The sequence below is a fragment of the Arthrobacter sp. Soil_N43 genome, assembly GCF_057655195.1.
In genome coordinates, this window is sequence record NZ_JBDGML010000085.1 from 1 (window position 1) to 22,643 (window position 22,643).

Genomic DNA, 22,643 nt, shown 5'->3' on the forward strand with positions numbered 1-22,643 from the left:
CACCGCCGCGCGCAAGCAGGCACTGCTCGACGCCGCGTCCGGAACTGCCGGGATCGTCATCGGCACGCACGCCCTGCTCAGCGACAACGTCTCCTTCTACGACCTCGGCCTCATCGTGGTGGACGAGCAGCACCGGTTCGGTGTGGAGCAGCGCGATGCCCTCAGGGGCAAGGCGAGCAAGCCCCCGCACCTTCTGGTCATGACGGCCACACCGATTCCCCGCACCGTGGCCATGACAGTGTTCGGGGACCTCGAAACGTCCGTGCTCGACGAACTGCCGGCCGGCAGGGCACCGATCACCACGCACGTCGTGGGCCTGGCGGAGAACCCCGGCTGGGCGTCACGGATCTGGTCACGGTCCAGGGAAGAGATCGACGCCGGGCACCAGGTCTACGTTGTGTGCCCAAAGATCGGAACGGACGACGACGGCGACTTCAGTCCCGGCGAAGCGGAACCGGGGGCCGGGGACCTGGAGGATGACGGTGCCGCGCGCGAGCTCGCCTCGGTGACTGCCGTCGTCGAATATCTCCGGGAGGAACCGGCGCTGGCCGGGATACCCCTGGCGCCCCTGCACGGGCGCCAGGATCCGACCGTGAAATCAGGGACCATGGCATCGTTCACGGCCAACGAAACGAAGCTTTTGGTGTCCACCACAGTGATCGAGGTGGGAGTGGACGTCCACAACGCCACCCTGATGGTCATCCTGGATGCTGACCGCTTCGGGATATCGCAGCTCCACCAGCTGCGGGGCCGGGTGGGCCGCGGAGGGCACCCGGGCACCTGCCTCCTGGTCACCACGCTCGAACCGGGACATCCCAGCCGCCGCAGGCTGGACGCCGTCGCGGCGACCACCGACGGGTTCGAGCTGTCCCAGGAGGACCTCAAGCTGCGGCGCGAGGGCGACATCCTCGGTGCGTCCCAATCCGGCGGCAGGTCCACGCTGAAACTTTTGAGGGTGCTGGAGCACGAGGACATCATCGCCCGCGCCCGGCAGGATGCCCAGGAGATTGTGGGCCGCGATCCGTCACTCGCGGACCACCCGGTTTTGGCGGAAGCCATCAACGACTACCTCAACCCCGAAAAGGAGGCGTTCCTTGAACGCGGCTAGCACCACTGATGCGCTGGGACCCGACGCAACCGCACGCCGGACGGAACCGGGGCCGGCAGCATGAGCCGGATCGTGGCAGGCGCTGCGGGGGGGACACCGCTGGTCAGCGTGCCGGGTTCGCTGACGCGGCCCACCACCGACCGCGTCAAGGAGGCCCTCTTTTCCCGGCTGGACGCCTTCGACGTCCTGGCCGGTGCGCGCGTTGTTGACCTGTACGCCGGCTCCGGATCACTGGGCGTGGAGAGTGCCAGCAGGGGAGCGCAGACCGTTGACCTGGTGGAGTCTGATGCCAGGGCCAGCGCTGTGTGCCAGCGGAACGCGGACCTGATCAACACCGTGCTGGGCCGGAAGGCAGTCACCGTGCACCGTTCGCGGGTGGAGCCATTCCTGGAGCGGACGGCCGAAGACATCCAGTGGGACGTGGCATTCCTGGACCCCCCGTACCCCTTGGACGAACCGGCACTGGGCGCCGTCCTGGCGAAACTGGGCCGGCACCTGGCGGTCGGGGCCGTGGTGGTGGTGGAACGGTCGTCCAGGTCCCCGGAACCGTCCTGGCCCGCAGCCCTGGAACGGTTCGCAGAAAAAAAGTATGGCGAGACGCGGCTGTGGTTTGCCGAACCGGCCAGCGACCAGGAAGTGGACGTGGACCTGGGCCAGGCGGCGGAGGACTAGGTGTACTAACTACTAGGCGTCAGCCTGAGAACGGGTCCAATTCCACCCCGGCCAGCACCTTGGCCGGATGCGGCCCCCGGGCAGTCAGGGCGGCAGTCCATTCGGCCGGCCAGGGCTTCTGCGTACCGGCCAGGATGATGTTCCCCGGATACCGGCCCGTGAACATGCCGGACTCGGCGACGGCGGCCACGTCCGTCATGGCGCGCCGCAGCGCCGCGACCTGGCTGCGGACCAGGGTAAGGCCCGGCTCGTCGCCGACATTCACGATCAGCACGCCCCGTTCGGACAGCAGTGCCGCTGCTTCCGCGTAGAACTCCGTGCAGGCCAGGTGCTCCGGAGCCTCGGGGCCCGAGAAGATGTCCAGGATCACGACGTCGAAGCGCACCTCGGCGGGAAGCTCCGCCAGTGCTGCGCGGGCGTCGCCAATGACCGTGTGCAGCCGGGTTCCCTCGGGCAGCGGCAGCTGCTCCAGCACGAAGTCCAGCAGTTCCCGTTCCAATTCCACCGCGTACTGCAGGGAACCGGGGCGGGTGGCCTGGATGTAGCGGGCCAGGGTCAGTGCGCCGGCTCCAAGGTGCAGTGCCGTGACCGGCTCGCCCCATGGGCCGGCCAGATCCACCAGATGACCGATCCTGCGAAGGTACTCGTAGAAGATGTCCTCCGGGTCGGCCAGGTCGACATGCGACTGTTCCGCCCCGCCGATGCTGAGCACGAAGCCGCCGTCGGTGTACGTGTCGGGTTCGATGACGGCGTGCTGGCCGGCGCTGCGCAGGTAACGGGACACCGGTGCCGGGCCATCCACCGCTGTCAGAGCCTGTCCCGCAGTGTCGCCAGCCGGGCGGCCGCTTCCTCAAGGACTTCGGTCTTCTTGCAGAAGGCAAACCGCAGCAGGCTCCTGGTCCGCTCGGCGCCTTCCGGGTGGCAGAACACCGGAACCGGGATGGCGGCCACGCCCACGAGTGCGGGCAGCCGGCGGGCGAGCTCCACGGAATCGCGGATCCCCAGTGGAGAGGTGTCGACGTTCACGAAATACGTGCCCTTCGGGGTGAACACGTCCAGGCCGGCCGCCCGGAGGCCGTCGCTCAGGATGTCGCGCTTCTTGCCAAGCGTGACCGCGATGTCCTCGTAAAAGGAGTCGGGCAATCCCAGCCCGGTGGCGATGGCGCTCTGGAACGGCGTGCCGGAACTGTAGGTAAGGAACTGCTTCACGGTCCGGATCGCCGAGACCAGGTGCTCCGGGCCGCTCAGCCAGCCGACCTTCCAGCCCGTGAAGGAGAAGGTCTTCCCTGCCGAGGAGATGGTGATGGTCCGCTCGGCAGCCCCGGGAAGGGTGGCAACCGGGATGTGTCGCACGCCGAACGTGAGGTGCTCATAGACCTCGTCCGTGATGATGAGGGCGCCGTGCTGCCGCGCCAGATCGACCACGCGCTGGAGGACATCCGCCGGGAAGACGGCTCCGGTGGGATTGTGCGGATTGTTGATGAGCACGGCCCTGGTACGGCTGCTGAAGGCATCTTCAAGGGCGGCGAGATCGGGCATGAAGTCCGGGGCCAGCAACGGCGCCGTGACGTGGGTGGCTCCGGACAGGCCGATGATCGCGCCGTAGGAGTCATAGAACGGTTCGAAGGTCAGGACTTCGTCGCCCGGGCCCACCAGCGCCATCAATGAAGCGGCGATCGCTTCGGTGGCGCCCGTGGTGACGATGATTTCGGTGTCGGGGTCCGGGGCCAGCCCGTAGAAACGCTGCTGGTGTGCCGCGATGGCCTGACGGAGTTCGGGGATCCCCTTGCCCGGTGCGTATTGGTTTGAACCCTGGGCGATGGCCGCCTGGGCCGCGGCTTTGATCTCCGCGGGGCCGTCCTCATCCGGAAAGCCCTGGCCGAGGTTGATGGCCCCGGTCCGGACGGCCAGGGTGGTCATTTCCTCGAAAATCGTGACGCCCAGGGTGCCGTCCGGGGCTAGGAGGTTGGCCCCCGTGGCAGCGCGCTGCCACGGCGCCGGAAGTGTCTGAGTCATTGCCGTCCTGCCTGTCCGTTCAGCCCGCCCTGCCACGCGGCCGATGCATCAAATCATGGTATCCCGGCTCGCAGATGCGGTAGGTTCGGAGCATGAGACGCGCTGTATGCCCAGGCTCCTTCGACCCCATCCACAATGGACACCTCGAGGTCATCGCCCGAGCCGCGAGCCTCTTCGACGAAGTGATCGTGGCAGTATCCACCAACTACGCCAAGAAGTACCGCTTTCCCTTGGAGGACCGGATCGAGATGGCCAAGGAGACGCTTGCCTCCCTGCGCGGCATCGTCGTGGAACCGGTCGGCGAGGGCCTCCTTGCCGAGTACTGCCGCCAGCGGGGTGTCTCGGCCATCGTCAAGGGCCTGCGGTCGTCGTCGGATTTCGACTACGAACTGCCCATGGCCACCATGAACCGCCAGCTCAGCGGCGTGGAAACGGTGTTCCTGCCCGCCGAATCGCACTACCTGCACCTGTCTTCGACACTGATCAAGGAAGTATTCACGCTTGGCGGCAACGTGTCGGAGTTTGTGCCGAGGTCCGTCCTGAAACGTCTCCTGGCGGGGCCTGCGTCCGGCTAGCCGGCAAGAGGGTAAGCTTGACCGGTACATTCCGGCGCCCGTGGCCGGCATCCGGTTTGAGTCCTTCACGGACTTCGGGCTAAGATAGTACGTCGGTCATATGTTCAACAGGAGTTCTCATTAAGCGAGATGCTAGTTCGCCCTTGATGCTTGATGTCAAGGACCTCGGACGCAGTCCGGGGAGCATGCGTACACTGACGGAACATGTACCCGCGCCAAGTGATCTTGGCGTGGCGCTCATTGGCGTTCAGGAAGGCTCGGACATCGAGCTGGACCTGAGGCTTGAGGCCGTACACGAAGGAATTCTGGTATCAGGAACCGCAGTCGCCGAAGTAACCGGCGAGTGCGGCCGATGCCTGGATCCCCTTGCGTATGACCTTGAAGTCAATGTGCAAGAACTTTTCTTCTACGAGGGCGCCTTGCCTTCCGACGAAGAAGACGATGAAGAGCAACGTCGAGTCGAGCACGATCTGATCGATCTTGAGCCGGTGTTGCGGGACGCAGTTGTAACCATGCTGCCGTTCCAGCCGGTGTGCCGGGAAGACTGCCAGGGCCTGTGTTCCGAATGTGGAGCGCGCCTGGAAGACGAGCCGGGGCACCACCACGAGGTCGTAGACCCTCGCTGGGCTGCCCTAGCTGATCTGGCTAAGCCTGACCGGCAAAATTGATTTGTAAGTGTTTTTCTAGAGAGAAATGAGTTAGCCGTGGCTGTTCCCAAGCGGAAAATGTCTCGCTCGAATACCCGCGCCCGCCGCTCCCAGTGGAAGGCGACTGCCCCCCACCTGGTGAAGACCGTCGAGAACGGCCAGGTTACTTACAGCCTGCCGCACCAGGCAAAGGTCGTTACCGACTCGGCTGGCACTGCGCTGTTCCTTGAGTACAAGGGCCGCAAGGTCGCGGACGTCTAATCGGCCCACAGGCTGAAAAGGATGTCTTCAACTGAAGAGCTTTTGAAGCGTCTCGGTGTCTTCATTGACGCCGGGACGCTTCGTCTTGCTCTGACACACCGTTCCTACGCCTACGAAAACGGCGGCATTCCCACCAACGAACGTCTAGAGTTCCTGGGCGACTCCATTCTGGGATTCTCAGTAACGGACGCGCTGTACCGCGATAACCCGACGCTTCCCGAAGGCGACCTCGCGAAGCGGCGTTCGGCCGTGGTCAGCACCCGCGCCCTTGCGGGCATCGGACGCAGCCTGGGCATTGGTGACTACATCTACCTTGGGCAGGGCGAGAAGCTCACCGAAGGCAAGAACAAAGCCTCGATCCTGGCTGACACCATGGAGGCGCTCATCGGTGCCACCTACGTCTCCAACGACATCGAGACCGCCCGGCAGCTGGTGATGCGCCTGATCGGTCCTCTCCTGAAGGACGCCGCCGCCCTCGGGGCCGGCACCGACTGGAAGACCAGCATTCAGGAGCTGGCCGCCGGCAGGCAGCTTGGCAGCATCTACTACGCAGTGGAGGGCTCCGGGCCGGACCACGCGCGGACGTTCATCGCGGAGCTGCAGATTGGCGGCAAAGCCTGCGGCAGGGGATCCGGGCACTCCAAAAAGGAAGCGGAGCAGGAAGCTGCGGCCGACGCGTGGCGGAAACTTTCCGGCACAGGCACAGGCACGGATGCGGCGGACGCGTCTCCGGAATCCGCTGCCAGCAACTAGGTGACCGGTGCCTGAACTTCCCGAGGTGGAGGTGGTCCGCCGCGGCCTGGTCAGCTGGGTTCTCGGCCGGACCATCACCGGCGTCGACGTCGTAGACCCGAGGTCCGTGCGGCGCCATGCCCTGGGGCCGGAGGACTTCGCCGGGAACCTCGAAGGGGCCACGGTCCTGGACATTGTGCGCCGCGGGAAATTCCTGTGGATGCCGCTGCAGGAGGCCGGCGCCGTTACGGGGAAAGCCGGTGAACTCCCGACAGTGGCGCTGATGGCCCATCTCGGCATGAGCGGCCAACTCCTGATGCAGGACAGCGCCGCGCCGGACGAGAAGCACCTCAAAGTCCGTCTTCGGTTGAGCCCGCGCGACGGAACGCCGGGGCAGCTCCGGTTCGTCGATCAGCGGATCTTCGGCGGCCTCTTCGTCACGTCGCTGGTTCCGACGGACGACTCCGGGCCGGGCGGGCTCGCCGAAAAGCCGCTGCCGCTGATCGCCGAAGAGGCGGCGCACATCGCGCGCGACCCCCTGGACCCGCACTTCTCGTTTGGGAACTTTTACCGCCGGCTGCGGAGCCGCAAGACCGGCCTGAAGAGGGCCCTCCTCGATCAGGGCCTGGTGTCCGGAATCGGCAACATCTATGCGGACGAGGCCCTCTGGCGGGCGAAACTCCACTACGCCCGCCCCACCGATACCCTGCGGCGGGCAGAAGCTGAGCGCGTCCTCACCGCGGCCCGGGAGGTCATGCTTGACGCCCTGGAGGCCGGCGGGACGAGTTTCGACTCCCTCTATGTGAACGTCAACGGCGCCTCGGGCTATTTCGAGCGTTCCCTGGACGCCTACGGCCGCGAAGGAGAACAATGCCGCCGGTGCGCCGCGTCCGGCATCGTGTCCCTGATGCGGCGCGACATGTTCATGAACCGTTCCTCCTATACCTGTCCCGTATGCCAGCCGCGGCCCCGCAACGGCCGCTGGTGACCGTTATCTCGGTGGCCGGAACGCCGTAAATCCGCGGAATCCGGGCTTCGTGGCAGTAGATTTAGGGCAGGAACGCAGCCGCTGCCGCCATTCAGGAGATCCGAAACACCTTGCACCTCAAAAGTCTGACCGTCAGGGGCTTCAAGTCCTTTGCCTCGGCGACGACCTTCGACTTTGAGCCCGGCGTCACTGCGGTGGTGGGGCCCAACGGCTCTGGCAAGTCCAATGTGGTCGATGCCTTGTCCTGGGTCATGGGGGAGCAGGGAGCCAAGACCCTCCGCGGCGGCAAGATGGAAGACGTCATCTTCGCCGGTACCGCCGGCCGGCCGCCGTTGGGACGGGCACACGTCTCCCTCACCATCGACAACGCCGATGGCGCGCTGCCCATTGAATACAGCGAAGTGACGATCTCCCGCACACTCTTCCGCACCGGCGGTTCCGAGTACGCCATCAACGGTGCCGCGTGCCGTCTACTGGACATCCAGGAGTTGCTCTCCGATTCGGGCTTGGGACGGGAGATGCACGTCATCGTCGGCCAGGGGCAGCTCGACAAGGTGCTGCATGCCACGCCCGAGGACCGGCGAGGGTTCATTGAGGAAGCCGCGGGCATTCTGAAGCACCGGCGGCGCAAGGAAAAGACCGTCCGCAAGCTCGAGGCCATGCAGGCCAATCTGCAGAGGCTCAGCGACCTCACCGGCGAAATCCGGCGGCAGCTCACGCCGCTGGGCAAACAGGCCGAGATTGCGCGGCGTGCCCAGACGGTGCAGTTCGACGTCCGGGACGCCCGGGCACGGCTGCTGGCCGACGACCTCGTCCAGCTCCGCAACAACCTTGCCCAAGAAGTTGCCGACGAAACCGCGCTGAAGGCGCGGCGGGCCGTCGTCGAACGGGATCTCGAGGCCGGCCGCCAGCGCCAGGCGACGCTGGAGCAGCTTGCCGCTGCAGCCACGCCCCGGCTTAATGCGGCGCGGGACACGTGGTACCAGCTCTCGGCCGGGCGCGAGCGGCTGCGGTCCCTCGGGTCACTGGCGCGGGAACGGTGCCGGCTGCTGGGCTCAGCGGACGCCGCCCCCGAGCCGGGCCGGGACCCAGACCAGCTGGAGCGGCAGGCTGCCCGCGTCCGGACCGAGCAGGCGGAACTCGAACAGCACATCGTCGGCAGGCGCAATGCCCTGGAAGCCGCCACCGCGGCAAAAACCGAGGCGGAAAGCGCCGCTGCTGCCGAGGAAAGGCGCCTCACAGCCGCCCTGCGGGCAGCGGCCGACCGGCGCGAAGGCCTGGCGAGGCTGGCCGGCCAGGTTGCGGCGGCGAGATCGAGGGTCGAATCAGCGCAGGCCGAAGTGGGCCGCCTGCGGGAATCCAAGGCTGCCGGCGAGGAACGCAGGAAGCAGGCCCAGTCCGAATTCACTGCACTGGAATCCCAAGTCGCCGGGGTGGAGGAGGGAGAGGAGTCCCTCGATGCGGAGTACGAGGAAGCCAGTGCGGAGCTGGACGCCGTCCTGGCAGAGATCGATTCCCTGCGGAGCGCCGAGCGCGAGGCGCTGAGGGAACGCGACGCACTCAAGGCCCGGCACGATGCCCTGAGCCTGGGCCTGAACCGCAAGGACGGTTCCGAACACGTCCTCGGCGCCGGCCTGCCGGGCATCGTCGGGCCCCTCGCCTCGGAGCTGGCGGTAACGCCCGGCTGCGAGGCCGCGATTGCCGCAGCTCTCGGCAGCGCCTCAGACGCCGTGGTGGTGCGGGACAGCGGATCGGCCGCAGCTGTGCTGCAGCTCCTGAAGGACGACGACGCCGGCCGCGCAACACTGCTGCTCGAAGCCCATCCGGAGCCGGGCAGCCCTCCGGCCGGTGAAGCGCAGGCGGCGGCTGAGATGCAGGACGCGGCGCTGCCCGAGGGTGCCCGGTGGGCAACCGAACTGATGACTGCCACCGGCCCCGCAGGGGCAGCCGTGCAGCAGTTGCTCGCGCGCATCGCCGTGGTCGACGATCTTGAATCCGCCGCCGCCCTGATCGGCGAGCGGCCGGAGCTGACCGCGGTCACGCTGGCAGGCGACGTCTTCACCGCCTTCACCGTCACCGGCGGCTCCGCCAAGGCGCCTTCGCTGCTCGAGGTGCAGGCCGCCGTCGACGACGCCGCATCAAGACTCGCCGCGGTCACCGCCGGACTGGAGCAAAACCGTTTCGCTTTGGCCGGAGCAGAATCGCGCCGGACCGGTGCGCAGGACCGCGCGGATGCGGCCCTCGAACGGCTCCATGACTCCGACGCACGCCTCGCGGCCGTGGCCGAACGGCTTGGCCACCTGAACTCCGTGCTGCGCAGCGCAGTGGGCGAGAGCGACAGGCTCGCAGCGTCGCTGGCACGGGCCGAAGCCAGCATCGCGACCGAACAGGAAGCCCTCACTACCATTGCCGCGCGGCTCGCCGCCGCCCAGGAGGCACCTGCCGAAGCGGAGCCGTCCACCGATGAGCGTGATGCGCTGGCCGCTGCCGCAGCCCTCGCGCGGTCCGCAGAGATGGACGCCCGGCTGTCGCTGCGCAGCGCCGAGGAGCAGCTGTCCGCCATCCGCAACCGGGCGACCTCACTGGAACGGGCTGCCGCGTCCGAACGCCGGGCCCGGGAAGAGGCGGCCGAGCGGGCGCGCCGCCGCAGGATCCAGGCCCGCCGGGCCGCTGCCGTGGCAGAGGCCGTGGACCACATCATCCGGTTCAGTGACGCCTCCGTCGACCTGGCCGGCATGGAGCGCGACATTGCAGAGCAAAACCGCGAGCAGCGGGACCGCGAACTGGCCGACGTCCGTACTGCCAACGACGTCCTCGCCCGCGAGCTCGCCGATCTGACAGACTCGGTGCACCGCGACGAACTGGCTCGTACCCAGCAGAAACTCCGGATCGAAGCCCTGGAGAACAGATCCATCGAAGAGCTGGGCCTGACAGCCGACCAGCTGGTGGGGGACTACGGACCGGACCGGCCGGTCCCGCTGCCGGCAGCAGGATCCGCCGACAAATGGGCGGAGCTCCGGGCACCCGTCGATGACGACGGCAAACCACTCGTGGCGGGGAAGCCCTTCGTCCGCGACGAGCAGGAAAAGCGGCTGCGCAAGGCAGAACGGGACCTCGCGTCGCTGGGCAAGGTCAATCCGCTGGCGCTGGAGGAATTCGCGGCGCTGGAAGAGAGGCACCAGTTCCTGAGCACGCAGCTGGAAGACCTCAGGTCCAGCCGCAAGGACCTGCTGGACATCATCAAGGAAGTCGACGACCGCGTACAGAAAGTCTTCGCGGAGGCGTTCGCGGACACCTCGGCGCAGTTCGTCCACGTCTTCTCCCGGCTGTTTCCGGGAGGGGAGGGACGGCTGGTCCTCACCGACCCCGACGACATGCTGACAACCGGCATCGAGGTTGAGGCGCGGCCGGCAGGAAAGAAAATCAAGCGACTCTCGCTGCTGTCGGGCGGCGAACGCTCCCTGACGGCCGTGGCGCTGCTCGTGGCAATCTTCAAGGCCCGGCCCTCACCCTTCTATGTGATGGACGAGGTGGAGGCGGCGCTGGACGACACCAACCTGGGCCGCCTCATCACGATCTTCGAAGAACTCCGCGAATCCAGCCAGCTCATCGTCATCACCCACCAGAAACGCACCATGGAGGTGGCGGACGCTCTCTACGGGGTCACCATGCGGGGAGACGGCGTCTCCACAGTGATCAGCCAGCGCCTGGGAGCCGACGTCTAGCGCGAACGTACAGTTGGGGCCCCGCCCGCAGCGCCCGCGGCTGTTATGAGAAGCTAGGGAGTGTGAACGAACTCCTTCCAATTCTTCTGCCCATTCTCGCTGCCCTGGTGGTCATCGGCGGGCTGGTCCCGGTGCTGCTCAAGGCGCGGAAGTCCGGGAAGCAGTACCCCGGAACCCGCGACGCCAACGATCCCGTGCTGCCGCCGGGCGGCGGAGGGACCCTCCTCGAGGACCGCCCGGTGGCGGCTCCGGGACGGAGGGCGCCCGACGGCGTCGACGTCGAAGGCGGCCTTGTCACCGAGGTTCCCGACGATGTAGCCGGCCTGGAAACCATCGCCGTCGAGACCCCGCTGCCTGTTGAAGGACGCCTCACGCGCCTCCGGGAGCGCCTCGTCAAGTCGAACAATGTCCTGGGCAAGGGCCTCCTGGCGCTGCTGTCCAGCGACAAGATCGACGAGGACGTCTGGGATGAAGTGGAGGAGACCCTGCTCCTGGCCGACCTCGGCACCGAACCCACCATGGAGCTGGTGGATGCCCTCCGCGAGCGGGTGAAGGTCCTCGGCACGCGTTCGCCGGAGCACGTGAAAGCCCTCCTCCGCGAAGAGCTGATCAAGCTGGTCGACCCCACCATGGACCGGAGCCTCCGGGTCGAACGCCACGCGGACAAGCCAGCCGTGATGCTGGTGGTCGGCGTCAACGGAGTCGGAAAGACCACCACCGTCGGCAAACTGGCCCGCGTCCTCGTCGCGGAGAACAAGGACGTTCTGCTGGGCGCCGCAGACACCTTCCGCGCGGCCGCCTCGGAGCAGCTGGCCACGTGGGGGCAGCGGGTAGGCGTGCCGACCGTCAAATCCGACATCGACGGCGCGGACCCGGCCTCGGTCGCCTACGAGGCGGTCAAGGCCGGGATCGACCAGGAAGTCGACGTCGTCATGGTCGACACCGCCGGGCGCCTGCAGAACAAAGTTGGCCTCATGGACGAGCTCGGCAAGGTCAAGCGCGTCATCGAGAAGCTTGCAGAGGTTGACGAGGTGCTGCTCGTGCTCGACGCCACGACCGGGCAGAACGGGCTCAACCAGGCCAAGGTTTTCGCTGAAGTCGTGAACATCACCGGCATCGTCCTCACCAAGCTGGACGGGACGGCCAAGGGCGGCATCGTCGTCGCCATCCAGAAGACCCTCGGAGTGCCCGTCAAGCTCATCGGGCTCGGCGAAGGCGCGGACGACCTGGCGCCCTTCGAAACCGAGGGATTCGTCGACGCGCTGTTGAACTAGCACCGCCGCGAGTACTGCCTAATGCGGTTGCGGCGCCTCCGAGGGGTGCCGCACCGCAGTCTCGCGGGCCAGCAGCCACGCGATTGCCGCCAGCAGCAGCACCCCGCCCGTCGCCGCGAACGCCCAGCCGTACCCGAGCGCATCCGCCAGGAGGCCGGCGAACACCGGCCCGAGGATGGCTCCGATGTCGGCGGTCATCTGGTAGGCGGCGAGCACCCGGCCGCCGGACCGTTCACGGCCGATCACGTCGGCCACAGCTGCCTGCTGCGCAGGCCCCAGCAGCCCGGCGCCCACGCCGGCAAGCATCGAGGCGGCCAGGAACCAGCCCAGGCCCTGCGTGAGTCCGATCCCGCCTGTTGCCGTGCCGGTGACCACGAGCCCGGCGATCATCAGCGGCTTGCGGCCAAGACTGTCAGCAAGCCTCCCCGAAAACGTGAGGGCGACGGCGTTTCCGGCGGCAAATACCGCCAGTGCCCAGCCGGCCGCCTCCGGGCCGGCACCAAGCGCGGCGACCGCGAACAGGGGCACCGTGGCCATCCGTACGCCAAACGTGGCCCAGCCGTTGGCGAAACTCGAGAACAGCGACGCGCGGTAGGCGCTGTCGGCCAGGGCCTCACCAAATTTCATGTCCGGCGCGGCTGATCCGTCGCGGCCGCCGGCGCCCGGCACATGGCTAAGCTGCGTCTGCACCACGAGCGCTGCCAGGACCAGTGCTGCCGCATAGGCGAGGAACGGAACCCGCAGCCCAAAGCCTGCCAGCAGGCCTCCCACGATGGGTCCGCAGACGTTGCCGATCAGGAATGCTGAGGCATAGGCTCCCGAAACCCTGCCGCGGCTTTCCGGAGGGGCCAGCCTGATCACGAGTGCCATGGACGCCACCGTGAACATGACGGACCCGGCGCCGCCGAGGCCCCGGAAGATCAGCAGCTGCCAGTAGTCCTGTGCGAAGGCGCAGGCTGCCGTGGATGCCGCCACAATCAGCAGCCCCGCGACGTAGACCGGCCGCTCGCCCAGCCGCCCGATCAGCGCCCCGCCCGCGGGAGCGAACACGAGTCGCATGAACGCGAAGATGCTGACAATCACGGCCGCTGCAGTAGCACCGACGTCGAAAGTGGTGGCGAACTGCGGAAGCACCGGCGCCACAAGCCCGAAACCGAGGGCGATAAGGAACGCCGCAACGAGCATCACCTTGATGTCACGGGGCAGCCGGGCATCTCCGGTCCGCCTGACGGCTGGGAACCGCGGTCTTCCGGAGGCAGGACGGGGGAGAAGGGGCATGGCGCGGTGATCCTTGGAATGCGGGCGGGAAAAGCGGGATTGCGAACGCTGAAACATAACCGTAACAAGCCAGATATGCACCATTTACTTCCGGGAGGTTCTTGTAACAGGGCGGCAATCTAAATCCTCCGCCAGCGAAACACACCGGGGCAAAACTTTATGTAGGACGCAAATGGCGTTGGCCAAGCGGATACATCCGCAACATCGATCACAGGGAGGACGTGCACCATGGAACTTACCGCAGGTCACGTATGGCTCATGGTGGCGGCGGCACTCGTGCTGTTCATGACACCAGGTCTGGCATTTTTTTACGGCGGCATGACGCGCGCCAAGGCAGCACTGAACATGATGATGATGAGCTTCATCTCCATCGGCATCGTGAGCGTTGTGTGGGTACTCTGGGGCTACTCCATGACGGGCGGCGATGGCTTCCTGCAGATGGTCGGGAACCCGCTCGCCAACTTCGGTCTTGAGGGCATTACGGAACCGGACGGCCTCATCCTTGTCGGCTATGGAGCAACCTTCGCCATCATCACAGTTGCCCTGATCAGCGGAGCCATCGCGGACCGCGCCAAGTTTGGCGCGTGGACCGTGTTCGTGCCCGTCTGGGTAACCCTGGTCTACTGCCCGTTGGCCTACATGGTCTGGGGCGGCGGCCTGTTCGGCGAGGAAGGCGCGATCGGCCAGGCACTCGGCCCGGCCATCGACTTCGCCGGCGGCACCGTGGTCCACATCAACGCCGGTGTGGCGGCTCTGATCCTCGTTCTCATCATCGGCAACCGCAAGGGCTTCGGCAAGGACCCGAACCACCGCCCGCACAACATCCCGTTCGTCATGCTCGGCGCGGCTATTCTTTGGTTCGGCTGGTTCGGCTTCAACGGCGGCTTGGCCTCTACCGCCGAGCAGGGCGGCCTGATCTGGGTCAACACCCTGGCGGCACCTGCCGCAGCCATGATTGGCTGGCTCATCACCGAACGTGTCCGTGACGGACACCCCACCTCCCTGGGCGCTGCATCCGGCGTCGTCGCCGGCCTGGTCGCCATCACCCCGGCCTGTGCAAACGTCAGCCCCGTCGGTGCCCTGGGGCTCGGCCTCGTGGCCGGTGCCGCATCTGCCCTTGCCGTCGGCCTGAAGTTCCGCTGGGGCTTTGATGACTCGCTCGACGTTGTCGGCGTCCACCTGGTCTCGGGCATCATCGGCACCGTGGCGCTGGGCTTCATCGCCCTTCCGACGGACGGCGTCGGCGGCGGCCTGTTCTACGGCGGCGGCCCCGCCCAGCTCTGGGCACAGCTGGCAGCGGCCGGCATCGCCATCGCCTACTCGGCCATTCTGACGCTGATCATCGCACTGGCGATCCACAAGACCATGGGCTTCCGGGTTTCCCAGGAACAGGAAGCGGTGGGCGTGGACCTCAGCCTGCACGCCGAGACCGCCTACGAGTTCGGTGTCGGCGGCCACGGCGGCAGCTTCCAGCCGCTGCATGAACTGATCAAGGGCAACGCCCCGACCAGCGGTACGGACTCCGTGCCCGCAGGAACAGAAGAGCAGAAGACCGAGACAGCATCAGGCAAGGAAAGCGTGGGGGCATGAAACTGATCACAGCAATCGTCCGACCGGAGAAGCTCGAATCCATCCGGGAAGGCCTGGAGGCCTACGGGGTCCAGGGCTTGACGGTCAGTGCAGCCAGCGGCTACGGCCGGCAGCGGGGGTACACCGAGGTTTACCGGGGTGCCGAGTACAACGTGGACCTGCTGCCCAAGATCCGCGTGGAGGTTCTGGCCACGGACGAACAGGCTGATGACATCCTCGACGTCATCATCGCCAGTTCCAACACCGGCCGCGCAGGCGACGGCAAGGTCTGGACCATGGATGTCTTTGAAGCAGTGCGGGTGCGGACAGGTGAACGTGGCGTAGCCGCCATCTGAAACCGCCACCCGGCAGCCGCAGGCAATGCCGCAAGGGCCGGTCACCTCTGGGTGACCGGCCCTTCTTGCGCGCCCGGAGCTAGTTGGTCCGTGCGGAACCCAACCAACCCTCAGGGCCGGACGTGCCGGCGTCGTACTCCTCGAGCGGGACGGCGTTGCTGGCCCAGGCCTCGAGCACCGGCCCAACGATCCGCCAGCATTCCTCGGCAGTATCGCCGCGGACGGACAGCAGGGGGTCGCCGGTCAGGACACCTTCGAGGACTTCCCCGTAGGGGAGCAGCTCGGAGGCGCTCAGCTCGGCGAGGAGCGTGGTGCGGTCCAGGCGGAAGATGTCCCCGGGGCCGTTGACGTCGACGTCGAGCTCCAGCGTGTCCGGCCCGAAACCGATCCTGAGCTTGTTCGGGGCGTCGATGCCCGTGAATCCGCCGGGCAGGTGGGGGACCGGCCGGAAGGTCACCACGGCTTCCTTCCGCTTTTCCCCGAGCGCCTTGCCCGAACGCAAGATGAAGGGCACGTCCTTCCAGCGCCAATTGTCGATGTCCACCCGGACCTCGGCGAGCGTTTCCGTGTTTCGCCCCGGGTCCACGCCCTGCTCCTCGACGTAGTCCGGGACCGTCCTGCCGTCCATGCTCCCGGCGGTGTAGCGGGCACGCCGCGTGCTGGCCTGGTACGGAGCCTTGATGCTGCTGGCGCGAAGCACGGCGGCCACGGCGTCCCGGAGGTCGCGCTCGCCGATCGTGGCCGGAGGTTCGATGGCCATCAGCGCCATGATCTGCAGAAGGTGGCTTTGGATCATGTCCCGCAGCGCCCCGGCGCCGTCGTAATAGCGGGCCCGGCCCTCGAGGGCCAGGTCCTCGTCGAAGATGATCTCCACTTTTGCTATGTGCCCACGGTTCCAGACGGGCTCCAGAAAGTTGTTGGCAAAGCGGAGGCCCAGGATATTCAGGACGGTGGCCTTGCCCAGAAAATGGTCCACGCGGTGGATGTGGTCTTCCGGCACGAGGGTCAGGAGCGTGCGGTTCAGTTCGCGCGCCGACTCTTCACCCGAGCCGAAGGGCTTCTCCATGACGAGGCGGGTGCCGGCCGGGACCTGGCCCGGCTGCAGGATTTCGCAGGCTTTCTGGCTCACCTGGGGCGGCAATGCGAAGTAGACGGCCACGGGGCCCTCGAGCTCAGCCAGCAGTGAGGCCAGGGGTCCGTCGGCGGTGACGTCCAGTTGGCGGTAGGCCGTAGCTTCTTCGAGCGCCGCGAGGGCCTGCTTCCCGGCATCATCGGCCCTACCGGCTGCGTCGGCGAAGGCCGTGTGGACGCGGTCCTGCCACTGCTCCTGCGGCCACGGATCGGAGCCGGCACCCACGAGCCGGAGGCCGGCCGCGCGGCCGGTAGCCACCAGGCGGGCCAGCCCCGGAAGCAGGAGCCGTCCCGTCAGGTCGCCGGAAGCACCGAGGATGAGCAGCGTTTTTACAGTAGTTTGGCTCGTCACTGTGCCAGCATGCCATCTTGCAGGCCCGTCTTGGTACCCTAGATAGTCGAGTCCCGTCGTCGACGCAGCTGGCAACAGCAGCCGAGACGCTGGTGTGCCGCAGGGCCGCCATCCGTACATCCACTGAAAGAAGTGCACGGCGCGTGTTCAATTCACTCTCTGACCGGTTGACAGCAACCTTCAAGAATCTCCGTGGCAAGGGCCGCCTCACCGAGGCAGATGTCGACGCCACAGTCCGTGAGATCCGGCGGGCCCTGCTGGACGCCGACGTTGCCGTGCCCGTGGTCCGTGAATTCACCGGCCAGGTCCGTGAACGCGCCCTCGGCGCCGAGGTGTCCGGGGCGCTGAACCCCAGCCAGCAGATTGTGAAGATCGTCAACGAGGAGCTCGTGGAGATCCTCGGCGGCGAGACCCGCCGCATCCGCAAGGCCAAGACCGGGCCCACCATCATCATGCTCGCCGGCCTCCAGGGCGCGGGTAAGACCACCCTCGCGGGCAAGCTCGCCAAGTGGCTGAAGGGCCAGGGCCACAGCCCCATCCTCGTCGCCTGCGACCTCCAGCGCCCCAACGCCGTGACCCAGCTGCAGGTCGTCGGCCAGCGTGCCGGCGTCCCCGTCTTCGCCCCGCACCCCGGCGCGACCTCCGAGCTGGAGCACCCGGCCGGCGACCCGGTCGCCGTCGCCCGGGCCGGCGTGGAAGAGGCCCGTCAGAAGCTGCATGACGTCGTCATCGTGGACACGGCCGGACGCCTCGGCGTCGACGCCGACATGATGGAACAGGCGCGGCAGATCCGCCGGGCCATCGTCCCCAACGAAGTCCTCTTCGTGATCGACGCCATGATCGGCCAGGACGCCGTGAACACGGCGATGGCCTTCGATGAAGGCGTCAACTTCACCGGCGTCGTGCTGTCAAAGCTCGACGGCGACGCGCGCGGCGGTGCCGCGCTGTCCGTTGCGTCGGTCACCGGAAAGCCTGTGATGTTCGCGTCCACCGGCGAAGGCGTGGACGACTTCGAAATGTTCCACCCGGACCGCATGGCGTCCCGGATCCTCGACATGGGCGACGTCCTCACCCTGATCGAGCAGGCTGAGAAGTCCTGGGACAAGGACGAAGCTGCCCGGATGGCGAAGAAATTCGCCGACCAGGAAGACTTCACGCTGGATGACTTCCTCGCCCAGATGCAGCAGATCCGCAACATGGGCTCCATGAAGAAAATGCTCATGATGATGCCCGGCGCCCAGAACATCCGCCAGCAGCTGGAACAGTTCGACGAGCGCGAGATCGACCGCGTCGAGGCGATCGTCCGTTCCATGACCCCGCACGAGCGGCTCGCCCCCAAGATCATCAACGGCTCACGCCGCGCCCGCATCGCCAGGGGCTCCGGTGTGCACGTCTCCGAGGTCAACGGCCTGCTCGAGCGCTTTGGCCAGGCCCAGAAGATGATGAAGAAGATGGCGCAGGGCGGTGGCATGCCAGGAATGCCCGGAATGCCGGGCATGGGCGGCGGCGGTGGCGCACGCAAGGGCGCCAAGAGCGCGCCGAAGAAGAAGGCCCGTTCGGGCAACCCCGCCAAGGCAGCCCAGGAGCTCCGTGATGCGGAGGCCCGGCGCGCCAGCGCAGCCAAGGCGCTTCCCACGGGCGCCTCCTTCGGCCAGCAGGGCGGCGACTTCGATCCGTCCCAGATGAACCTTCCCAAGGGCTTCGACAAGTTCCTCGGCAAGTAGGCGCGGCCATGCCTGCCTGCCCGGATGTCGGACCGCTGCCATAAGGTTGGGTCATGTTTAAGCAGCGGGTAGTGTTCGTCCACGGTGCCGGAAGCTTCGGCTCCGCCGCTTGGCCGCGCCAGCACGGCATGGCCCTGCAATACGACGCCCTCTTCCTGCGGCGGCACGGGTTCGATGCCGAGGCCGAGCCGCTGGAAACGGACTTCGCCGAAGACGCCCGGATCGTGCTGCGGTCGCTGGCAGACGATGGCCGGGGCGGGGCCGGCGGCCACATCGTTGCCCACGCCCAGGGCGCGATCGCCGCGATGATGGCTGCCGTCGAACGGCCCGACCTCGTGTTCTCGCTGACGCTCGTGGAACCGGCCTGCCTGTCGCTGACCGCCGAACTGCCCGCCACGGCGGCTCACCGCGCGCTGATGGAGCCCCTCTTCGAGGTCCGGCACCAGCTCGGCGACGACGACTATGAGCGGGAGTTTCTGCGGCGTGCCTTTGCCGCGGAAGGCCACGCTCCGAGTACCCCGGAGGCCCAGCGCGCCGCGAGGCGGCTGCGGCTGCAGGCACCGCCCTGGCAGGCGCCGTTGCAGATCGTTCCCGGCGTCCCCACCCTGGTTCTCACGGGCGGCTGGGAGCCACTCTATGAGGAAATCGCCGGTTACCTGCGGGAGACCGGCGCCCTGCACCGCACTGCTGCGGGAGGGCACCGGCCCCAGGACTCCGTGGAGGGCGACCGCCTTATCCGGTCCTTCATTGCAGAGGTCAGCCGGCGGCAGCGGCCGCGGGCATCCTGACCCTTACCCCGCGCCTGCTTCCAGGCGGCGTCCCGCCTGGGCCGCCGTCCCGCCGGGCCCGCGTCCGGCCGGCCCCCAACGCCTGCCGGACGGGGCCCGAAAAGGCCCTTACTGGCGGGCCGTCTCGGGGAGCTTCAGCTCCGGCAGGTAGACCTTCCCGCCGGCGGCCAGGAACTCCTGGCTCTTCTCCCGCATCCCTTCGGCCATTTCGGCCAGCGCAGCCTGTGCTTCCGCCGAGCCGTACTCGTTGCGGATGTCCTGGCTGATGCGCATGGAGCAGAACTTGGGTCCGCACATCGAGCAGAAGTGCGCGGTCTTGGCCGGTTCGGCCGGCAGCGTCTCGTCGTGGAATGCCTCGGCGGTCACCGGGTCCAGGGACAGGGCGAACTGGTCCCGCCAGCGGAACTCGAAGCGCGCCTTGGACAGGGCATCGTCCCTCTCGTTGGCTCCAGGGTGGCCTTTGGCGAGGTCCGCGGCGTGGGCGGCGATCTTGTACGTGATCACGCCGGTCTTGACGTCGTCCTTGTTCGGCAGGCCCAGGTGTTCCTTGGGCGTCACGTAGCAGAGCATCGCGGTGCCGTAGCGGGCGATTTCCGTGGCGCCGATGGCGGAGGTGATGTGGTCGTAGCCCGGGGCGATGTCCGTGACCAGCGGCCCAAGCGTATAGAACGGGGCGCCCTTGCACAGCTCCTGCTGGCGCTCCACGTTCTCCCGCACCAGGTGGAACGGGATGTGGCCGGGCCCTTCGACCATGACCTGCACGTCGTACTCCCAAGCCCGCTGGGTCAGCTCGGCCAGGGTGTCCAGCTCGGCGAACTGGGCGGCGTCGTTGGCGTCCGCGGTGGCACCGGGCCGCAGGCCGTCACCGAGGGAGAAGGCGACGTCGTACTTCGCGAAGATCTCGCACAGCTCGTCGAAGTGGGTGTACAGGAAGTTCTCCTGGTGGTGCGCGAGGCACCAGCCGGCCATGATCGAGCCGCCGCGGGAGACGATGCCGGTCACCCGGTTGGCTGTCAGGGGAACGTAGCGCAGCAGGACCCCGGCATGGATGGTCATGTAGTCCACGCCCTGCTCGCACTGCTCGATCACGGTGTCGCGGAAGATCTCCCACGTCAGGGCGTTGGCTTCGCCGTTGACCTTTTCCAGCGCCTGGTAGATGGGGACGGTGCCGATGGGGACCGGTGAGTTGCGGATCAGCCACTCGCGGGTGGTGTGGATGTCATCGCCGGTGGAGAGGTCCATCACGGTGTCCGCGCCCCACTGGGTGGCCCACTGCAGCTTGTCCACCTCTTCGGCAATGGAGCTCGTTACGGCCGAGTTGCCGATGTTGGCGTTGATCTTCACCAGGAATGCCTTGCCGATGATCATTGGCTCGGACTCGGGGTGGTTGATGTTGTTCGGGATAATGGCGCGCCCGGCCGCCACTTCGCTGCGGACCAGCTCAACGTCGCAGTTCTCCCGGAGCGCCACGAACCGCATCTCCGGGGTGATGATGCCCTGCCGGGCATAGTGCATCTGCGTTACCGTCTTACCGCCGACGGCGCGGCGGGGCACCGGCTGCGCGCCCTTCCACTCCGCGGACGCCGCACCGCGGCGCACGGCCGACTTGCCGTCGTCGAGCAGGTTCCTTTCCCGGCCGCTGTAGGGCTCGGTGTCGCCCCGGGCTGCAATCCATTCCGCGCGGAACGGCGCAAGTCCCACGACGGGGTCGCTGCCCGGACCGGCCGTCCGGTAGACCCGGAACGGCTCGTTCTGTTCCCCGCTGGGTGACGGCTCCAGGGCGATTTCCGTGACCGGAACGCGGAGGCCGTCGCCCTCGATGTACGCCAGGGAATGCGACTTCAGCGATTGGGTGGTGTCTTCGCCGGTCCCGCCTTGCGCTGCCTCGTTACGGGCAGTTTCGTTTTGGGCAGGGATCAGCTGTGTTTTCTGGGTGCTCATTTACTGCTCACTTCCTTCGCCGGCATTACCCGGACAGGTTCAACGGTCGCAGGCTGCGCTAGCCCGATCTCAGCCCCTGCAGGGGCACCCGTGTGGTCGTAGACGAAGCTACCACAGGGCGGCGTGCCGGTGCCCGCCCACCCCTGATGTGACAGGCTTGATTCATGGCGCGCATCACCGAATTCACCGGGACGGTGCTCACCGGCCCGGACCAGGAACGGACCGGCCTGTGGGCCGTGGACGGCAAGCTGACCTTTCACCGTCCGGGCCGCAGCCCGGATGTGGTCATCGACGGCTGGGTGCTGCCCGGCTTCGTGGACGCGCACTGCCACATCGGGCTCGGGCCTTCGGGCGCCGTGGACGACGACGTGGCCTATGCCCAGGCGATGACCGACCGCGACGCCGGCACGCTGCTGGTGCGGGACGCCGGAGTGGTCAGTGACACCCGGTGGCTGCAGCGGCGCCCGGAGGCGCCGAGGATCATCCGGGCCGGACGGCACATCGCCCGGACCCGCCGGTACCTGCGGAATTTCGCCATCGAGGTTGAGCCGGAGGACCTGGTGGAGGCCGTCCGGAAGCAGTCGCGTTCCGGGGACGGCTGGATCAAGCTGGTGGGCGACTGGATCGACCGCGACGCCGGCGACCTTGCGCCGTCGTTTCCGGCCGCGGCTGTCCGGGACGCGGTCCGTGCTGCCCATGACGAGGGCGCAAGGGTCACCGCGCACTGCTTCGGTGAGGACGTCCTCGACGACATGCTGGACGCCGGAATCGACTGCATTGAACATGCCACGGGGCTCCTGCCGCGGCACATCCCGCGGTTCGTGGAACAGAACGTGCCGATCGTGCCCACGCTCGTCAACATCGCGACGTTCCCAGACATTGCCGCCCAGGCAGAGCCCAAGTTCCCCCGCTACGCGGCCCACATGCGGGCGCTGTGGGAACGCCGGAACGAGCGGGTCCGGGAAGCCTGGGAGTCCGGCGTGGAAATTTTCGCCGGTACCGACGCGGGCAGCGTGATCAGGCACGGTCGGATCGCGGATGAGATCCTCGCGCTCCACGCTGCGGGGCTCCCCGCGGCGGCCGCTGTGGATGCTGCGTGCTGGAGGGCCCGCCGGTGGCTGCGGGCGGACGGCCTGGCCGAGGGCGCCAGCGCGGATGTGGTGGTGTGCGCGGAAGATCCGCGGGCAACGCCCGGGACCATCAGGCATCTGCAGGCGGTCGTGTTGCGGGGGAGTGTCGTCCGCTAGGAATAAATTGAAGCTTCAAGTAATTTAGATGTATAGAGACCATCGAAATACGGTGGCGAGGGAGTCGGGAGTACTCACATGACACCAGCAGCCAGCAGCCAAGATCTTCTTCCTGCCGATCTCACCATGGGCACCGTGATGCTCAAGGTCGGAGACATGAAGCTCATGACCGATTACTACCAGAGGGCCCTCGGCCTTGACGTCGTGGCCGAGCAGGACGGCGGCCTCTACCTTGGTCGGCTCAACACCCCGCTGGTCC

At 67.2% G+C, this 22,643-nt stretch carries 19 protein-coding genes, 1 pseudogene and 1 riboswitch; of the genes and pseudogenes, 15 read left to right on the plus strand and 5 right to left on the minus strand.

All coding sequences use genetic code 11. The annotated features are described in order from the left end of the window. The coding region (locus AC3A3W_RS09950; RefSeq protein ID WP_487442389.1) for a helicase-related protein at window positions 1–1,108 on the plus strand (1,108 nt) is incomplete at its 5' end. A gap of 60 nt (window positions 1,109–1,168) precedes the next feature. Beyond that, a complete protein-coding gene (gene rsmD / locus AC3A3W_RS09955; RefSeq protein ID WP_487442391.1) occupies window positions 1,169–1,780 on the plus strand; it encodes a 16S rRNA (guanine(966)-N(2))-methyltransferase RsmD in 612 nt (203 codons plus the stop codon). Between the two features lie 19 nt (window positions 1,781–1,799). On the opposite strand, the gene AC3A3W_RS09960 is transcribed toward rsmD, so the two are convergent. Both AC3A3W_RS09960 and AC3A3W_RS09965 read right to left on the minus strand, forming a co-directional pair. After that, window positions 1,800–2,564, minus strand: coding sequence for a spermidine synthase (locus AC3A3W_RS09960; RefSeq protein WP_487442393.1), 765 nt, complete (start codon window positions 2,562–2,564; stop codon window positions 1,800–1,802). Window positions 2,565–2,587: 23 nt separating this feature from the next. After that, window positions 2,588–3,796, minus strand: coding sequence for an aminotransferase class I/II-fold pyridoxal phosphate-dependent enzyme (locus AC3A3W_RS09965; protein WP_487442394.1), 1,209 nt, complete (start codon window positions 3,794–3,796; stop codon window positions 2,588–2,590). Between the two features lie 92 nt (window positions 3,797–3,888). On the opposite strand from AC3A3W_RS09965, the gene coaD reads away from it, so the two are divergent. The 7 genes from coaD to ftsY all read left to right on the plus strand — a co-directional run bounded on the left by coaD (window position 3,889) and on the right by ftsY (window position 11,998). Further along, the gene (gene coaD, locus AC3A3W_RS09970) at window positions 3,889–4,371 is read left to right on the plus strand and encodes a pantetheine-phosphate adenylyltransferase (protein ID WP_205653734.1); all 483 of its coding nucleotides are present in this window, start codon (window positions 3,889–3,891) and stop codon (window positions 4,369–4,371) included. Window positions 4,372–4,514: 143 nt separating this feature from the next. Beyond that, a complete protein-coding gene (locus AC3A3W_RS09975; protein WP_205653735.1) occupies window positions 4,515–5,039 on the plus strand; it encodes a YceD family protein in 525 nt (174 codons plus the stop codon). A 36-nt stretch (window positions 5,040–5,075) separates the two neighbouring features. Beyond that, on the plus strand, window positions 5,076–5,279 hold the full coding sequence (rpmF, locus tag AC3A3W_RS09980) for a 50S ribosomal protein L32 (RefSeq protein WP_009356569.1): 204 nt from the start codon (window positions 5,076–5,078) through the stop codon (window positions 5,277–5,279). A gap of 21 nt (window positions 5,280–5,300) precedes the next feature. Continuing rightward, complete coding sequence (gene rnc / locus AC3A3W_RS09985) at window positions 5,301–6,032, plus strand: ribonuclease III (RefSeq protein ID WP_487442399.1); 732 nt, start codon at window positions 5,301–5,303, stop codon at window positions 6,030–6,032. 7 nt (window positions 6,033–6,039) lie between these two features. Continuing rightward, a complete protein-coding gene (gene mutM / locus AC3A3W_RS09990) occupies window positions 6,040–6,999 on the plus strand; it encodes a bifunctional DNA-formamidopyrimidine glycosylase/DNA-(apurinic or apyrimidinic site) lyase (RefSeq protein ID WP_487442401.1) in 960 nt (319 codons plus the stop codon). A gap of 110 nt (window positions 7,000–7,109) precedes the next feature. Next, entirely contained in the window at window positions 7,110–10,724 is a 3,615-nt protein-coding gene (gene smc, locus AC3A3W_RS09995) for a chromosome segregation protein SMC (RefSeq protein WP_487442403.1), read from the plus strand. A 62-nt stretch (window positions 10,725–10,786) separates the two neighbouring features. Beyond that, window positions 10,787–11,998 carry a signal recognition particle-docking protein FtsY gene (ftsY, locus tag AC3A3W_RS10000; protein ID WP_487442405.1) on the plus strand — a complete coding sequence of 404 codons (1,212 nt, stop codon included), beginning with the start codon at window positions 10,787–10,789 and terminating at the stop codon, window positions 11,996–11,998. A gap of 18 nt (window positions 11,999–12,016) precedes the next feature. Here the strand turns inward: ftsY and AC3A3W_RS10005 are convergent, their stop codons facing one another. Continuing rightward, window positions 12,017–13,276, minus strand: coding sequence for an MFS transporter (locus tag AC3A3W_RS10005; protein ID WP_487442407.1), 1,260 nt, complete (start codon window positions 13,274–13,276; stop codon window positions 12,017–12,019). A gap of 228 nt (window positions 13,277–13,504) precedes the next feature. Here AC3A3W_RS10005 and AC3A3W_RS10010 point away from each other — a divergent pair, with 228 nt between their 5' ends. Both AC3A3W_RS10010 and AC3A3W_RS10015 read left to right on the plus strand, forming a co-directional pair. Beyond that, on the plus strand, window positions 13,505–14,866 hold the full coding sequence (locus tag AC3A3W_RS10010) for an ammonium transporter (RefSeq protein WP_487442409.1): 1,362 nt from the start codon (window positions 13,505–13,507) through the stop codon (window positions 14,864–14,866). Then, on the plus strand, window positions 14,863–15,201 hold the full coding sequence (locus AC3A3W_RS10015; protein ID WP_131131786.1) for a P-II family nitrogen regulator: 339 nt from the start codon (window positions 14,863–14,865) through the stop codon (window positions 15,199–15,201). The genes AC3A3W_RS10010 and AC3A3W_RS10015 overlap by 4 nt, the downstream gene beginning before the upstream one ends. 79 nt (window positions 15,202–15,280) lie before the next feature. Here the strand turns inward: AC3A3W_RS10015 and AC3A3W_RS10020 are convergent, their stop codons facing one another. After that, window positions 15,281–16,684 (minus strand): glucose-6-phosphate dehydrogenase, encoded by a 1,404-nt coding sequence (locus tag AC3A3W_RS10020; protein ID WP_487442411.1) that lies wholly within the window; start codon window positions 16,682–16,684, stop codon window positions 15,281–15,283. A gap of 143 nt (window positions 16,685–16,827) precedes the next feature. Here AC3A3W_RS10020 and ffh point away from each other — a divergent pair, with 143 nt between their 5' ends. Together ffh and AC3A3W_RS10030 are read left to right on the plus strand one after the other, a co-directional pair. After that, the gene (gene ffh, locus AC3A3W_RS10025; RefSeq protein WP_205653742.1) at window positions 16,828–18,408 is read left to right on the plus strand and encodes a signal recognition particle protein; all 1,581 of its coding nucleotides are present in this window, start codon (window positions 16,828–16,830) and stop codon (window positions 18,406–18,408) included. Window positions 18,409–18,461: 53 nt separating this feature from the next. Next, a complete protein-coding gene (locus AC3A3W_RS10030) occupies window positions 18,462–19,196 on the plus strand; it encodes an alpha/beta fold hydrolase (RefSeq protein WP_487442413.1) in 735 nt (244 codons plus the stop codon). A 108-nt stretch (window positions 19,197–19,304) separates the two neighbouring features. Here the strand turns inward: AC3A3W_RS10030 and thiC are convergent, their stop codons facing one another. Further along, window positions 19,305–21,137, minus strand: coding sequence for a phosphomethylpyrimidine synthase ThiC (gene thiC / locus AC3A3W_RS10035; RefSeq protein WP_487442415.1), 1,833 nt, complete (start codon window positions 21,135–21,137; stop codon window positions 19,305–19,307). Continuing rightward, window positions 21,132–21,239: riboswitch (TPP riboswitch) on the minus strand. It overlaps the preceding gene by 6 nt. A gap of 62 nt (window positions 21,240–21,301) precedes the next feature. Between thiC and AC3A3W_RS10040 the strand changes: the two genes are divergently transcribed. Beyond that, complete coding sequence (locus tag AC3A3W_RS10040; RefSeq protein WP_487442417.1) at window positions 21,302–22,384, plus strand: amidohydrolase family protein; 1,083 nt, start codon at window positions 21,302–21,304, stop codon at window positions 22,382–22,384. Between the two features lie 78 nt (window positions 22,385–22,462). Beyond that, a pseudogene (locus AC3A3W_RS10045) lies at window positions 22,463–22,643 on the plus strand (VOC family protein); the annotation flags it as partial.

What these genes read in the sequence shown, in the direction of transcription:
- rsmD (WP_487442391.1), top strand. Translation starts at nt 1,169, where the DNA reads ATGAGCCGGATCGTGGCAGGCGCTGCGGGGGGGACACCGCTGGTCAGC.
- AC3A3W_RS09965 (WP_487442394.1), bottom strand. Translation starts at nt 3,796, where the DNA reads ATGACTCAGACACTTCCGGCGCCGTGGCAGCGCGCTGCCACGGGGGCC.
- coaD (WP_205653734.1), top strand. Translation starts at nt 3,889, where the DNA reads ATGAGACGCGCTGTATGCCCAGGCTCCTTCGACCCCATCCACAATGGA.
- rnc (WP_487442399.1), top strand. Translation starts at nt 5,301, where the DNA reads ATGTCTTCAACTGAAGAGCTTTTGAAGCGTCTCGGTGTCTTCATTGAC.
- AC3A3W_RS10005 (WP_487442407.1), bottom strand. Translation starts at nt 13,276, where the DNA reads ATGCCCCTTCTCCCCCGTCCTGCCTCCGGAAGACCGCGGTTCCCAGCC.
- AC3A3W_RS10010 (WP_487442409.1), top strand. Translation starts at nt 13,505, where the DNA reads ATGGAACTTACCGCAGGTCACGTATGGCTCATGGTGGCGGCGGCACTC.
- AC3A3W_RS10015 (WP_131131786.1), top strand. Translation starts at nt 14,863, where the DNA reads ATGAAACTGATCACAGCAATCGTCCGACCGGAGAAGCTCGAATCCATC.
- AC3A3W_RS10030 (WP_487442413.1), top strand. Translation starts at nt 18,462, where the DNA reads ATGTTTAAGCAGCGGGTAGTGTTCGTCCACGGTGCCGGAAGCTTCGGC.
- thiC (WP_487442415.1), bottom strand. Translation starts at nt 21,137, where the DNA reads ATGAGCACCCAGAAAACACAGCTGATCCCTGCCCAAAACGAAACTGCC.
- AC3A3W_RS10040 (WP_487442417.1), top strand. Translation starts at nt 21,302, where the DNA reads ATGGCGCGCATCACCGAATTCACCGGGACGGTGCTCACCGGCCCGGAC.